This is a genomic window from Streptomyces sp. NPDC088707 (genome assembly GCF_044752725.1).
Lineage (GTDB): Bacteria > Actinomycetota > Actinomycetes > Streptomycetales > Streptomycetaceae > Streptomyces.
In genome coordinates this window covers 41,687-53,789 of record NZ_JBIVLV010000012.1, presented here as the reverse complement: position 1 = coordinate 53,789, position 12,103 = coordinate 41,687, and the positions used below count along the sequence as shown (strand labels likewise).

The following is a 12,103-nucleotide window of genomic DNA, read 5'->3' as shown; positions in this document are numbered from 1 at the left end:
GGAGCGGAGAGGGGGACTCAGGAGCCGAGCAGGGAGCAGAGCTGCGTGGCCGGGAAGGGGGACTGCCCCGGGACGCTCGCCCCCTGCGGCAGGGAGGCGGGGAAGGCCGCACAGGTGGACTCGACGGCCTGGGACGCGTTGTCGGCGGGCTCCGGCCGGTAGGTGGAGAGGGTCGTGCTCATGTCCTTGAAGCCGCCCTCCTCGCGGCCTCCCTTGCCTGCCAGCTTCTCCATGCAGGAGCTGGAGCCGGGCGGGCATTCGTCCAGCTTCTTGCCGGCGTCCTTGATGTCCTTGTCGGCCTGACCGGCGGCCTCCTGGGTCTTCTTCTGCTGCTCCTCGATCTCCTCGGCCTCCTTGGCGTTGGCCTCCTTGTCCAGGCAGGCCTGGTCGTCGGGCTTGCACTCCTCGGCGTACGCAGTGGGGGCCAGGGGCAGGGCGAGAGCGGCGGCGAGGAAGGCCGCGGTCAGCACACGGCGTGCCGACGTCTTCCATTCGGGCATGGGAACTCCCTTGGGACAGGGGTGATTTGGTGAGCTCGGAAGGGGACGCCAGGGGCGGACAGGGGACTGTCCTCAAGATCACCGAGCGCTTCCAGACGCTAACCGTCGACGCCTCGGCACCCCGGCAGGACACACGGCGCGGCGCGCACCCCGGGGGCCGCTCACCACTTCGGCGGAGCGCACACGGAGCCGCCCCGAGGGGCCGGAGCCGGAGCCCCGGCGTGCCCGTGCCCCGGCCCGCCGGTCCACCCGTTCGTAGGGATTCGGGGGTGGGGGCGGGAGAGCGGGCGAGCGTGTCCGGTGGGGCCTCTCACTCGCCCGGCCGCCGCCGTTCGGCGGCCCGCCCCCGGCGCCGCCCGCGCCTGTCTCCCGGTTCACGGCGGGGGTGAATGCGCCCCCGGAACGGCGCCCCGAACGGAGGTCCGACAAACGGGTGTTTCAGCGGTTCCAGCGCGCCTCGGTGATCGTTTTCGGTCAGTCTGCTGGTGTGCCCGACGGCCCGTCCCGGCCGCCGCACAGGGCCAGTGGGCACCCCATGCCCAAGGGCCCGGCACGACGTGTTCGCATGACCCGCGCCCGGCCCGTGTACGCCTCCGCCTCCCGGCGGACGGCACCGTCCGGGCGCCGCGCTCCCGTATGTCCCCGTCGAAGGAGAGCAGAGCCATGTCCCGTTCACGACGCAGTACCTCGGGCACGACACCGCGCGCCCGGCGCCTCGCCGCCGCCGCCCTCGCCGCGGCAGCCCTCACCGCCGTACCGGCCCTCGCCCCCGCGGCGCACGCCAACGAAGGCAACCCGACCGTGCTGAGCTGGGGCGCCGGCCGCACCGGCCAGCTCGGCAACGGCACCCTCGCCGACAGCCTCAGCCCGTCCTCGGTCACCAGCCTCTTCCGGGGCGACGTCGACCAGATGTCGACCGGCGGCACCTCGTCCGCCGACTCGTTCGCCCTCGCCCGTACCGACAAGACCGTGAAGTCCTGGGGTCACAACTCCTCGGGCCAGCTCGGCAACGGCGGAAACACCAACCAGGCCGTGCCCACGACCGTCCCCCGCCTCACCCACATCAAGGACGTCGCCGCGGGCGGGAAGCACGGCCTCGCCCTCGACACGAGCGGCCAGGTCTACTCCTGGGGCGACAACGCCTACGGCCAGCTCGGCAACAACCGCACCGGCGACAGCCGTACGGTCCCCGACCGCGTCCAGGGCATGCCCAAGGTCAAGCAGATCTCGGCAGGCTGCGACTTCAGCCTCGCGCTCCTGGAGAACGGCAAGGTGTACGCGTGGGGCCGCGGCATCCACGGCCAGCTCGGCACCGGCAACCGCGCCACCAGCTCCGTACCCCGGCAGGTTCAGGGTCTGGAGAACATCGTCGAGATCGACGCGGGCTGCCACCACGCCCTCGCGCTGACCTCCGACGACACGGTCAAGTCCTGGGGCTACAACCTCTACGGCCAGCTCGGCAACTCCTCCACCAAGTCCGCCACGCTCCCCGTCGACGTGGACTGGATCGAGGGCGTCTCCGACATCGAGGCGGGCGCCTTCCACAACTACGTCAAGACGAGCGACAGCCACGTCTGGGGCTGGGGCAACAACCAGTACGGCCAGCTCCTGGAGTCCGACGAGGCCTTCGACTCCAACGTCTCCCGCACCAACCGCACCGCCCCCGTCGAGATCCCGCGCCTCGAAGGCGTCCAGCACCTCGCGGCCGGCGCCCGGCACGGCGTCGCCGTCACGGCGGACGAGGTCTTCACCTGGGGCCACAACGGCGAGGGCCAGCTCGGCAACGGCACGACCGTCGCCCGCTACGAGTCGGTGAAGATCCTCAACGAGGGCTCGGCGATCAAGGCGGTGGCGGTGTCGCTGGGCGGCAACACGACGTACGCGTACTGATCGGGGGCGTGCTCCCATGACGTACGCGTACGTGCGCGGCGCCGCCACGCTCCTCGCCCTCGCGGCGCTCACCCTGCCCCGTACCGGAACCGCCGTCGCAGCCGAACCCCGGGACCCCTGGGTACGGGCCTGGGGCGCCAACCTGGGCGGCCAGCTCGGCAACGGCACCACAGCCGAGCAGCAGACCCCGGGAAGCGTCCAGGGGCTCGCCCGTGCCTCCGTGCGCGAGCTGTCGAGCGGCGGAGGCGCCGGCACCAGCTCCTACGCCGTCGCGCTCCTCACCGACGGCACGGTCCAGTCCTGGGGCGGGAACCTCGCGGGCCAGCTCGGCGACGGCACCCTCGTGAGCCGGCCGTTCCCCGCCGCCGTGGGCGGGCTGTCCGGAGTCACCGAGGTCGCCACCGGGTTCCAGTCCTCCTACGCCGTCCGCGGCGAACGCCTTCTCGCCTGGGGCGACAACACCTACGGCCAGCTCGGCGACGGCGGCACCGCGTCGGCCACCCGAGCCGTGCGGGTCCAGAGCCTGAACAAGGTGAAGGAGGTCGCAGCCGGCTGCTTCCACGCCGTCGCCCTCCGGCAGGACGGCACCGTGTGGACCTGGGGCCGCGCCCAGTACGGTCAGCTCGGCCTCGGGGACACCACCGACCGGAACACCCCGCAACAGGTCCCCGGCCTCACGGACGTCGTCGAGATCTCGACAGGCTGCCACCACACGCTCGCCCGGCTCGCCGACGGCACCGTGCGCGCCTGGGGCTACAACGTCAACGGCCAGCTCGGCAACGACAGCACGGAGGCCCGGTCCTCGCCGGTCAAGGTACACCATCTCAGCGGCGCCGGCCGGGTCATCGGCTGCGGCTACCACAGCTTCGCCGTGCTCGACGACGGCTCGGTCCGCGCCTGGGGATGGAACGGCCGCGGCCAGCTCGGCGACGGCTCCACCGTCTCCCGCACCACCCCGGTCCCGGTACCCGGTCTGGACGAGGTCACCGACATCGCCGGCGGCTACGCGCACAGCGTCGCCGTCCGCTCCGACGGCTCCGTCCTCGCCTGGGGCGAGAACACGGCCGGCCAGCTCGGCGACGCCACCACCACCGACTCCCCCACCCCGGTCGTCGCGCTGCCCGCGGGCAGCGGCGCGACCCGCGTCTCGGCGCCCAGTTCCGGCAGGTCGAGCTTCGCCTACTGACTCGAAAGGTCCCCATGCACCACAGCAAGCGCATCACCCTGCTCGCCGCCGTCACGGCGGCCACCGCCCTCGCGGTCCCCTTCCTCTCCACCCACGCCTCCGCCGGCACCGACCCCTGGGTCCGCTCCTGGGGCGAGAACGCCCAGGGCCAGCTGGGCAACGGCAGCGTCCTCGCCCAGCAGACCCCCGCCGCGGTCACCGGCATCACCCGTGACGACGTCCGCGAACTCTCCGGAGGCGGTGGCGGCACCGGCACCACCGCCAACCCCTTCGCCGTCGCCCTCCTCAAGGACGGCACCGTGAAGAGCTGGGGCTCCAACGCCACCGGCCAGCTCGGCAACGGCACCCTCGTCGCCCAGTCCTTCCCCGCGACCGTCGCCGGGCTGTCCGGTGTGAGCGAGGTCTCCGCGGGCCTCAACCACGCTCTCGCCGTCAAGGGCGGCCGGGTCCTCGCCTGGGGCGGCAACGCCTCCAAGCAGCTCGGCACCGGCCAGGACACCACCAACCCGTACAAGGCCCCGATCCCCGTGCAGAGCCTGGACAAGGTCAAGGACGTCGGCGCGGGCTGCGACTTCAGCGTGGCGCTCCGCCAGGACGGCACGGTCTGGACCTGGGGCAAGGGCGACAACGGGCGCCTGGGCACCGGCAACAACACCACCCGCGAGACCCCGCAGAAGGTCCCCGACCTGGTCGACGTCGAGTCCGTCGCCGTGGGCTGCGACCACGTCCTCGCGCTCACCGCCGACGGCGTGGTCAAGGCCTGGGGCAAGGGCGCCGAGGGCCAGCTCGGCAACGACTCCACCGCCGACAGCAACAAGCCGGTGGACGTCGCCTACCTCGACGCCGTGGCCAGGGTCTTCGCCACCTCCGCGTCCGGCTTCGCCGTCCTCGACGACGGCAGCCTGGCCGGCTGGGGCAAGAACACCGACCGGCAGCTCGGCGACGGCACGAACGCCAACCGCACCACCCCCGTCGTCCTGGACACGCTCAAGGGCGTCCAGAGCATCGCGGGCGGCGCGGACTTCACCGTGGCCGCGCTGGACGACGGATCGGTGATCGGCTGGGGTGCCAACGCGGCGGCCCAGCTCGGCGACAGCACGACGACCGCGACGACCGGGACCTCGACGGTGACGGCGCTGCCGCCCGGGAGTGGCATCACGCACGTCGCCACGACCGTGACGGGCAAGTCGGCGTTCGCCTACTGAACCGGGCGGCCCACCGACCCGCAGCTCCGCGCGGACCCCTCGTCGGGCCCGCGCGGACCCGCTCGTCGGGCCCGCGCGGCCACCGGACACGTGACGGGCGCCGCACGGGCACGTGACGGGCGCCGCCCCGGCCTCGTGAGGGGCGCCACCCCGGCCACGGCCGTGCGCCCCCTCACCCGATCGAACCTGGCCAGACACGCCCGCGGCCTGGCAGGATCGCGTGCATGTTCGCCTCCCTCTCCCGTGCCGCCCGCCGTCGTGTCCTGGCGGGCGCGGCCGCGCTGCTCGCGGTGTGCGGAGTGCTGGTGTGGTGGCTGATGCCCTTCGGTTCCCCCGTTCCGAGCGGCTCGGTCACCTTCAGTACGGGCGTCTCCACCGGCGTCTACCAGCGGTACGGGGACCTCCTCAAGCAGGACCTCTCGGAGGACCTGCCCGAGGTGTCGTTAACGCTGAAGGAGAGCGAGGGCTCCCAGCAGAACGTGCAGCGGGTGGCCACCGGCGAGGCCGACTTCACCGTCGCGACGGCGGACGCGGTCGCCCAGTACCAGCGGGAGCGCCGGCCCGGCTGGGAGCGGCTGCGCGGCTGCGCCCGGCTCTACGACGACTACGTGCAGATCGTGGTGCGCAAGGGCTCCTCGCTGCAGAAGGTGCAGGACCTGCGCGGCCTCCGCGTCGGCGTCGGCCAGAACAGGTCCGGCGTACGGCTCATCGCCGACCGGGTCCTCGCGGCGGCGGGCCTCACCCCGGACCGGGACATCGTGCCGGTCCCGGCGGGCATCGACACGATGCCGGGGCTCCTGGAGCGGGGCGAGCTGGACGCCTTCTTCTGGTCGGGTGGTCTGCCCACCCAGCCGGTGCAGGCGCTGTCCGAACGGTTCCAGGTCCGGCTGCTGCCGCTCGACACGGCCCTGGTCGACCGGCTCCACGACGTCGGCGGCTCGACACGCCACTACCGGTCCGCGGTGATCCCGGCCGACGCGTACGCCAAGGCGCAGGACGGCCGGCCCATAGAGACCCTCGCGGTGGCGAACCTGCTGGTCACGACCGAGGAGGCCGACGACGACCTGGTCGAGGGCTTCACCCGTACGGTGATCGGAAGCCGGGACCGGATCGGCCGCCAGGTCCACCCGGCCCAGCTGGTGGACCTGCGGACCGCCGTCTACACCGAGCCGCTGACCCTCCACGACGGGGCCCGCCGCTACTACCGCTCGGTGAAACCCTGAGCCTCCCAGAGGGGGCGCGGCCCGGCCCGGGCAGCGCTCCCTGAGTGGGCCAAGCGTAAGCCGCGCTCCCTGAGGGGGCCCACCCTTGACCGCGCTCCGGGAGGGAGCCCGTCCCGGCCGCGCTCCCGGAGAGCCCCGGCCTCACCGCCGCTCCCGGAGGGCCCCGCAGCCCCAGCCGCACTCCCGGAGGCCCCGGCCCCAAGCGCGCTGCCAGAGGCCGGCGCCGGCCGCCCCGTACCACCGCGTGGCCCTACCGCTCCTCCGGCGTCCAGCGCTCCCCCTGCCGAGCCGCCGGCTGGTTCCGCGGCACCGTGACCGTCACGCGCAGCCCGTGGGGCTCGTTCGGCGCGAACGCGATGCCGCCGCCGCCCGCCGTGAGCAGGACGCGGGTGATCGAGAGGCCGAGGCCCGATCCCTTGACGTTCTGGTGCCGGCCCGAGCGCCAGAAGCGGTCGCCGACCCGGCCCAGCTCCTCGTCCGTGAGGCCCGGCCCGTGGTCGGCCACGACGACGGCGACGCTCTCCCCGCCGGGCTGTGCCCTGGCCGTCACGGTGACCTCCTCCCCGGCCGGGGTGAACTTCAGCGCGTTGTCGATCACCGCGTCCAGCGCGCTGGAGAGCGCCACCGGGTCCGCCCAGGCCGTGACCGCCCCGCACTCCCCGGTGAGCACGACGCCCTTGTCGTCGGCGACCGGCCGCCAGGACGCGACCCGCTCGGCGGTGAGCGCGCCCACGTCGGTGAGCCGCAGCTCGGCCGCCGCGTGTTCGGCGAGCGCCAGGTCGAGGAGGTCGTCGAGGACCTGGGAGAGGCGCTTGCCCTCGGTCCGTACGGAGGCGATCTCCTCGTTGCCCTCGGGGAGCTCCATGGCGAGGAGCTCGATCCGCAGGAGCAGCGCGGCCAGCGGGTTGCGCAGCTGGTGGGAGGCGTCGGCGACGAAGGCCCGCTGCTGTTCGAGCGCCTCCTCGACGTTGTCGGCCATCTCGTTGAACGAGAGCGCGAGGCGCCGGAGTTCGGGCGGTCCGCCGGTCGCGGCGACCCGGGAGTTCATCCGGCCGGTGGCGATGTCGTGGGTGACGGAGTCGAGGACGCGGACGGGCCGCAGGACCCAGCCGGTGAGCCGGAAGGCGGCGCCGACGGCGACCAGCATGGCCAGGGACTCGCCCGCGAAGATCAGCAGCCAGCCGCGCAGGATGCGCATGCGGAGCTGTCCGGTGGGCGAGTCGGTGACGACGACCGCGATGACGTCGCCGTCGCTGACGACCGGTGAGGCGATGATGAGCCGGGCGTCGGCCTGCCAGGGCCACACCTGGGGCGGGTCGTGGCTGCGGCGGCCGAGGAGCGCCTCGTTGAAGGCGCGGCGGCCCTCCCCGTCGTAGGGGACGACCCAGTCCTCGGGGGCGGCGGCCATGGACCGGTTGTCGCGGTAGAAGATCCCGGCCCGGATGTCGTACACGTCGTGGTAGCTGGCGAGTTCGCCGCCGAGGGTGGTGCGCCGCTCGTCGGTGCCGGGGCTGGTCTCGCTGACGAACTGGGCGAGCGCGGCGAACCGCGCGGCGTCGTCGAGCCGGTCGACGACGACGCGCTGCTGCTCGGAGGCGGCGAGGCTGGCGGCGAGCGGAAAGCCGAGGGCGAGCAGGACGCCGGCCATCAGCACGATGAGCAGCGGAAGGAGGCGGGTGCGCACGAAGGGGCCGTCCGGCGGTTACGCGGCGGGGGCGACCAGGCGGTAGCCGACGCCCCGCACGGTCTCGATCAGGGCGGGCATCCGGAGCTTGGAGCGCAGGGAGGCGACGTGCACCTCCAGGGTGCGGCCGGTCCCCTCCCAACTGGTGCGCCAGACCTCGCTGATGATCTGTTCGCGGCGGAAGACGACCCCGGGGCGCTGCGCGAGGAGGGCGAGGAGGTCGAACTCCTTGCGGGTGAGGGGCACGCTCTCGCCGTCGACGCTGACCCGGCGGGTGGGCAGCTCGATGGTGACGGAGCCGAGCCGCAGCTGGGTTCCGTCGGCGGCCGCGCCGCCGCCCGCCGTCTCCTCCGCGCCGGCGTTGCGGCGGCTGACGGCGTGGATCCGGGCGAGGAGCTCGCCGGGGTCGTAGGGCTTGACGACGTAGTCGTCGGCGCCGAGGTTGAGCCCGTGGATCCGGGAGCGTACGTCGCCGCGCGCGGTCACCATGATCACCGGGGTGGTGGTGAGCTTCCGGATGCGGCCGCAGACCTGGTAGCCGTCCTGGTCGGGCAGGCCGAGGTCGAGCAGGATCACCCCGTACGAGGGGCGCTCGCCCTGGGCCGTGGGCAGTACGGCCTGGAGCGCCTCCTCGCCGTTGCGGGCGTGGGTCACCGTGAAGCCGTGCTTGGCGAGGATCGCGGAGAGGGCGGCGGCGACATGGTCGTCGTCCTCGACGAGCAGCAGTCGCATACGTACCTCCTCCGTGGTCGCGGTCCTGATATCGGCTCTCTGTGTACCAGGTGGTACCAAGGCATGAACACCGATGTTCGGTGTCACAGTCAAGTGTCCCCCTGTGACGGCGGCGTTTCCGTTATGCAGCCGGTACGGCCCCGGGTGTCCCGTTCACACACTGTGTCCGGTTGCGGCCGGATCGTTATCCTCAATTTCCGCTCAGATGTGATGACGGTCATGACGTCGGGTCTCTAGTGTCCTCCCCAACCGAGGAGGACGGAGCTAGAGCCCGATGAGCGGAGAGTCAGTGTCCAAGGAACTCGAGGACACCCCGCGCGCCACGGACGACCTGGTCGTACTGTCCGGCGTGAACAAGCACTTCGGCGCACTGCATGTCCTCCAGGACATCGATCTGACGATCAGCCGCGGCGAAGTCGTGGTCGTCATCGGACCCTCCGGGTCCGGCAAGTCGACGCTGTGCCGCACGATCAACCGGCTGGAGAGCGTCGACTCCGGCACCATCACCATCGACGGCAAGCCGCTGCCGGCGGAGGGCAGGGAGCTCGCGCGCCTGCGTTCCGACGTCGGCATGGTCTTCCAGTCGTTCAACCTCTTCGCGCACAAGACGGTGCTCGAGAACGTGATGCTGGGCCAGATCAAGGTCCGGAAGACGGAGAAGAAGGCCGCCGAGGAGAAGGCCCGCGCCCTGCTCGACCGGGTCGGGGTCGGTACCCAGGCGGACAAGTACCCGGCGCAGCTCTCCGGCGGCCAGCAGCAGCGCGTGGCGATCGCCCGCGCGCTCGCGATGGGCCCGAAGGTCATGCTGTTCGACGAGCCGACCTCCGCGCTCGACCCCGAGATGATCAACGAGGTCCTCGAGGTCATGCAGCAGCTGGCGCGGGACGGCATGACGATGGTCGTCGTGACCCACGAGATGGGCTTCGCGCGCTCCGCCGCCAACCGGGTCGTCTTCATGGCGGACGGTCGCATCGTCGAGCAGGCGACGCCCGAGGAGTTCTTCAGCAACCCGCGCAGCGACCGGGCCAAGGACTTCCTCTCCAAGATCCTTCACCACTGAGTGAGTTCGGGCCTATTCTTCCCCACTCACTTCTAGACCAAGGGACATTCCTCGATGAAGCTTCGTCGCACCCCTGCCGCCGCCGCGGCCGCCGTCGTCCTCGCGCTGACCGCCACCGCCTGTGGCTCCGGGTCGGACTCGGGCAGCAACGGTGACAAGATCAACGTCGGTATCAAGTTCGACCAGCCCGGCCTCGGCCTGAAGACCCCGGACGGCACGTACGCCGGTTTCGACGTCGACGTCGCCCGCTACGTCGCCAAGGAGCTCGGCTACGCCGAGGACAAGATCAACTTCAAGCAGGCGCCCAGCGCCGAGCGCGAGAACCTGATCAAGAACGGCGACGTCAAGTTCGTCGTCGCCAGCTACTCGATCAACGACAAGCGCAAGAAGGAGGTCGACTTCGCCGGTCCGTACTTCCTGGCCCACCAGGACCTGCTCGTGCGCGCCGACGACAGCTCGATCACCAAGGTCGAGGACCTCAACGCCAAGAAGCTCTGCTCGGTCACCGGCTCGACCTCCGCGCAGAACGTCAAGGACAAGCTCGCCCCGAAGGCCGACCTCCAGCAGCTCGGCGGCTACTCCGAGTGCCTCACCGGCTTGGAGAACAAGGCCGTCGACGCCCTGACCACCGACGACTCCATCCTCGCGGGCTACGCCTCGCAGAAGGCCAACCAGGGCAAGTTCAAGCTCGCCGGGCTCCGGATGAGCGACGAGAAGTACGGCATCGGCGTCAAGAAGGGCGACGACGACCTCCGCGGCAAGATCAACAAGGCGCTGGAGAAGATGGTCTCGGACGGCACCTGGGAGAAGCTCGTCAAGGAGCACTTCGGCCCGTCCGGCTACAAGTACGAGCCCGCCCCGAAGGTCGAGAACTGACCTGACCCGCACCGGCCGTGACGGCCGCCCCCGCGCGGGGCGGCCGCCACACCGGCACCGGCCGCTGCCCACGCACCGGCCTTCACACCGACCGACCACCAGGGGAGAGCGCGGGCATCGTGTTCGACTTTCTTGATTCCGGGCAGTACGACCTGCTCGGCGCCTTCTGGGTGACGGCGCAGCTCGCCCTCTACTCCGCCATCGGCTCGCTGATCTGGGGCACCGCCCTGGTCTCCATGCGGGTCAGCCCGGTCCCGTTGATGCGCGCCTTCGGCACCGCGTACGTGAACATCGTCCGGAACACTCCGCTGACGGTCGTCCTCGTCGCCTGCCTGCTGGGCCTCAACCAGACCCTGCTCATCACGCTCGGCGGGGAGCGCTCCGAGGGCATCGGCTTCCGGCTCGCCGTCCTCGGACTCGTCGCCTACACCGGCACCTTCGTCTGTGAGGCACTGCGCTCGGGCATCAACACGGTCCCGCCGGGTCAGGCCGAGGCCGCCCGCGCACTGGGGATGAGCTTCACCCAGGTGCTCACCCTGGTGGTCCTCCCGCAGGCCTTCCGCGCGGCGGTGACCCCGCTCGCCAACGTCCTGATCGCCCTCACCAAGAACACCACTGTGGCGGCCGCGATCGGCGCCGCGGACGCGGCGTTCCTGATGAAGGAGATGATCGAGAACGAGGCGGACGCACTCTTCACGGTCTTCGCCATCTTCGCCTTCGGCTTCATCGTCCTCACACTCCCCACCGGCCTCATCCTGGGCTGGGCGGCCAAGCGACTGGCGGTGAAGCGATGAGCTCCGTCCTGTACGACACCCCCGGCCCGCGCGCGAAGCGGCGCAACGTCCTCTACACGATCGTCTTCCTGGCGGTCCTCGCCCTGGTGGCCTGGTGGGTGCTCGCCGCCCTGGCCGACAAGAACCAGCTGGACGCGGAGAAGTGGAGCCCGTTCGTCACCGACTCCGAGGTCTGGACGACGTATCTGCTGCCCGGTCTCGTCGAGACCCTCAAGGCCGCCGCGCTCTCCATCCTGATCGCGCTGCCCCTCGGCGCGCTCCTCGGCATCGGCCGGCTCTCCGACCACCGCTGGGTCCGGGTGCCCGTCGGCGCCGTCGTGGAGTTCTTCCGCGCCATCCCGGTGCTGCTCCTGATGATGTTCGCCAACCAGGCCTACCGGGAGTTCACGACCGTGAGCTCCGACTTCCGCCCGCTGTACGCGGTCGTCACCGGCCTGGTGCTCTACAACGCCTCGGTGATCGCCGAAGTCGTCCGCGCCGGCGTGCTCTCGCTGCCCCGGGGACAGGGCGACGCGGCCGTGGCGCTCGGTCTCCGCAAGGGCCAGACCATGCTGTACGTCCTGCTCCCGCAGGCCGTGACCATGATGCTCCCGGCACTGGTCAGCCAGCTCGTCGTGATCGTCAAGGACACGGCGCTCGGTGGAGCCCTGCTCGGCTTCGCCGAGCTGCTCAGCCAGAACCGGCAGATCACGGCCAACTACGGCTCCAACACGATCGCCACGCTCGTGGTCATCGCACTGATCTACATCGCCCTGAACTTCGTCCTGACCACCTTCGCAGGCCGCCTGGAGCAGCGTCTGCGCCAGGGCAAGAAGTCCGCGACGGCGAAGATCCCGGCCCAGCCCGGCGCGACCGAGGTGAAGAGCGACGCCATCAGCGGCGCCTGACTCCGGGACAGGTCCCACCGGCGGTGAACGGTGAGACCGACGGGGTCCGTGGGACAACAGGGGTGG

Annotated in this window: 11 protein-coding genes; 8 read left to right on the top strand and 3 right to left on the bottom strand. The window is 71.6% G+C overall.

Features of this window, described 5'->3' with window-relative positions:
* Positions 1-17 precede the first annotated feature (17 nt).
* Positions 18-500 (bottom strand): hypothetical protein, encoded by a 483-nt coding sequence (locus ACIP84_RS31055; protein ID WP_401802321.1) that lies wholly within the window; start codon positions 498-500, stop codon positions 18-20.
* Between the two features lie 663 nt (positions 501-1,163).
* Here ACIP84_RS31055 and ACIP84_RS31050 point away from each other — a divergent pair.
* From ACIP84_RS31050 to ACIP84_RS31035, 4 genes are all read left to right on the top strand, one after another.
* Positions 1,164-2,390 (top strand): RCC1-like domain-containing protein, encoded by a 1,227-nt coding sequence (locus tag ACIP84_RS31050; protein ID WP_401802319.1) that lies wholly within the window; start codon positions 1,164-1,166, stop codon positions 2,388-2,390.
* Positions 2,391-2,406: 16 nt separating this feature from the next.
* Positions 2,407-3,576 carry an RCC1 domain-containing protein gene (locus tag ACIP84_RS31045; protein ID WP_401802317.1) on the top strand — a complete coding sequence of 390 codons (1,170 nt, stop codon included), beginning with the start codon at positions 2,407-2,409 and terminating at the stop codon, positions 3,574-3,576.
* A gap of 14 nt (positions 3,577-3,590) precedes the next feature.
* Positions 3,591-4,781 carry an RCC1 domain-containing protein gene (locus tag ACIP84_RS31040; RefSeq protein ID WP_401802314.1) on the top strand — a complete coding sequence of 397 codons (1,191 nt, stop codon included), beginning with the start codon at positions 3,591-3,593 and terminating at the stop codon, positions 4,779-4,781.
* 224 nt (positions 4,782-5,005) lie between these two features.
* Positions 5,006-6,004 carry a TAXI family TRAP transporter solute-binding subunit gene (locus tag ACIP84_RS31035; RefSeq protein WP_401802312.1) on the top strand — a complete coding sequence of 333 codons (999 nt, stop codon included), beginning with the start codon at positions 5,006-5,008 and terminating at the stop codon, positions 6,002-6,004.
* Between the two features lie 250 nt (positions 6,005-6,254).
* Here ACIP84_RS31035 and ACIP84_RS31030 read toward each other — a convergent pair whose 3' ends face one another.
* Both ACIP84_RS31030 and ACIP84_RS31025 read right to left on the bottom strand, forming a co-directional pair.
* Positions 6,255-7,688, bottom strand: coding sequence for an ATP-binding protein (locus ACIP84_RS31030; RefSeq protein ID WP_401802309.1), 1,434 nt, complete (start codon positions 7,686-7,688; stop codon positions 6,255-6,257).
* Between the two features lie 18 nt (positions 7,689-7,706).
* Positions 7,707-8,420: a response regulator transcription factor gene (locus tag ACIP84_RS31025; RefSeq protein WP_030325684.1), complete on the bottom strand. Its 714-nt coding sequence runs from the start codon at positions 8,418-8,420 to the stop codon at positions 7,707-7,709.
* A gap of 274 nt (positions 8,421-8,694) precedes the next feature.
* On the opposite strand from ACIP84_RS31025, the gene ACIP84_RS31020 reads away from it, so the two are divergent.
* The 4 genes from ACIP84_RS31020 to ACIP84_RS31005 all read left to right on the top strand — a co-directional run bounded on the left by ACIP84_RS31020 (position 8,695) and on the right by ACIP84_RS31005 (position 12,037).
* Complete coding sequence (locus ACIP84_RS31020; protein WP_323185813.1) at positions 8,695-9,480, top strand: amino acid ABC transporter ATP-binding protein; 786 nt, start codon at positions 8,695-8,697, stop codon at positions 9,478-9,480.
* A 54-nt stretch (positions 9,481-9,534) separates the two neighbouring features.
* On the top strand, positions 9,535-10,356 hold the full coding sequence (locus ACIP84_RS31015; RefSeq protein ID WP_401802305.1) for a glutamate ABC transporter substrate-binding protein: 822 nt from the start codon (positions 9,535-9,537) through the stop codon (positions 10,354-10,356).
* A gap of 119 nt (positions 10,357-10,475) precedes the next feature.
* The gene (locus tag ACIP84_RS31010) at positions 10,476-11,150 is read left to right on the top strand and encodes an amino acid ABC transporter permease (RefSeq protein WP_319320383.1); all 675 of its coding nucleotides are present in this window, start codon (positions 10,476-10,478) and stop codon (positions 11,148-11,150) included.
* Positions 11,147-12,037: an amino acid ABC transporter permease gene (locus ACIP84_RS31005; RefSeq protein WP_355959688.1), complete on the top strand. Its 891-nt coding sequence runs from the start codon at positions 11,147-11,149 to the stop codon at positions 12,035-12,037. The genes ACIP84_RS31010 and ACIP84_RS31005 overlap by 4 nt, the downstream gene beginning before the upstream one ends.
* Positions 12,038-12,103 lie beyond the last annotated feature (66 nt).

What these genes read in the sequence shown, in the direction of transcription:
- ACIP84_RS31055 (WP_401802321.1), bottom strand. Translation starts at nt 500, where the DNA reads ATGCCCGAATGGAAGACGTCGGCACGCCGTGTGCTGACCGCGGCCTTC.
- ACIP84_RS31050 (WP_401802319.1), top strand. Translation starts at nt 1,164, where the DNA reads ATGTCCCGTTCACGACGCAGTACCTCGGGCACGACACCGCGCGCCCGG.
- ACIP84_RS31045 (WP_401802317.1), top strand. Translation starts at nt 2,407, where the DNA reads ATGACGTACGCGTACGTGCGCGGCGCCGCCACGCTCCTCGCCCTCGCG.
- ACIP84_RS31040 (WP_401802314.1), top strand. Translation starts at nt 3,591, where the DNA reads ATGCACCACAGCAAGCGCATCACCCTGCTCGCCGCCGTCACGGCGGCC.
- ACIP84_RS31035 (WP_401802312.1), top strand. Translation starts at nt 5,006, where the DNA reads ATGTTCGCCTCCCTCTCCCGTGCCGCCCGCCGTCGTGTCCTGGCGGGC.
- ACIP84_RS31025 (WP_030325684.1), bottom strand. Translation starts at nt 8,420, where the DNA reads ATGCGACTGCTGCTCGTCGAGGACGACGACCATGTCGCCGCCGCCCTC.
- ACIP84_RS31020 (WP_323185813.1), top strand. Translation starts at nt 8,695, where the DNA reads ATGAGCGGAGAGTCAGTGTCCAAGGAACTCGAGGACACCCCGCGCGCC.
- ACIP84_RS31015 (WP_401802305.1), top strand. Translation starts at nt 9,535, where the DNA reads ATGAAGCTTCGTCGCACCCCTGCCGCCGCCGCGGCCGCCGTCGTCCTC.
- ACIP84_RS31005 (WP_355959688.1), top strand. Translation starts at nt 11,147, where the DNA reads ATGAGCTCCGTCCTGTACGACACCCCCGGCCCGCGCGCGAAGCGGCGC.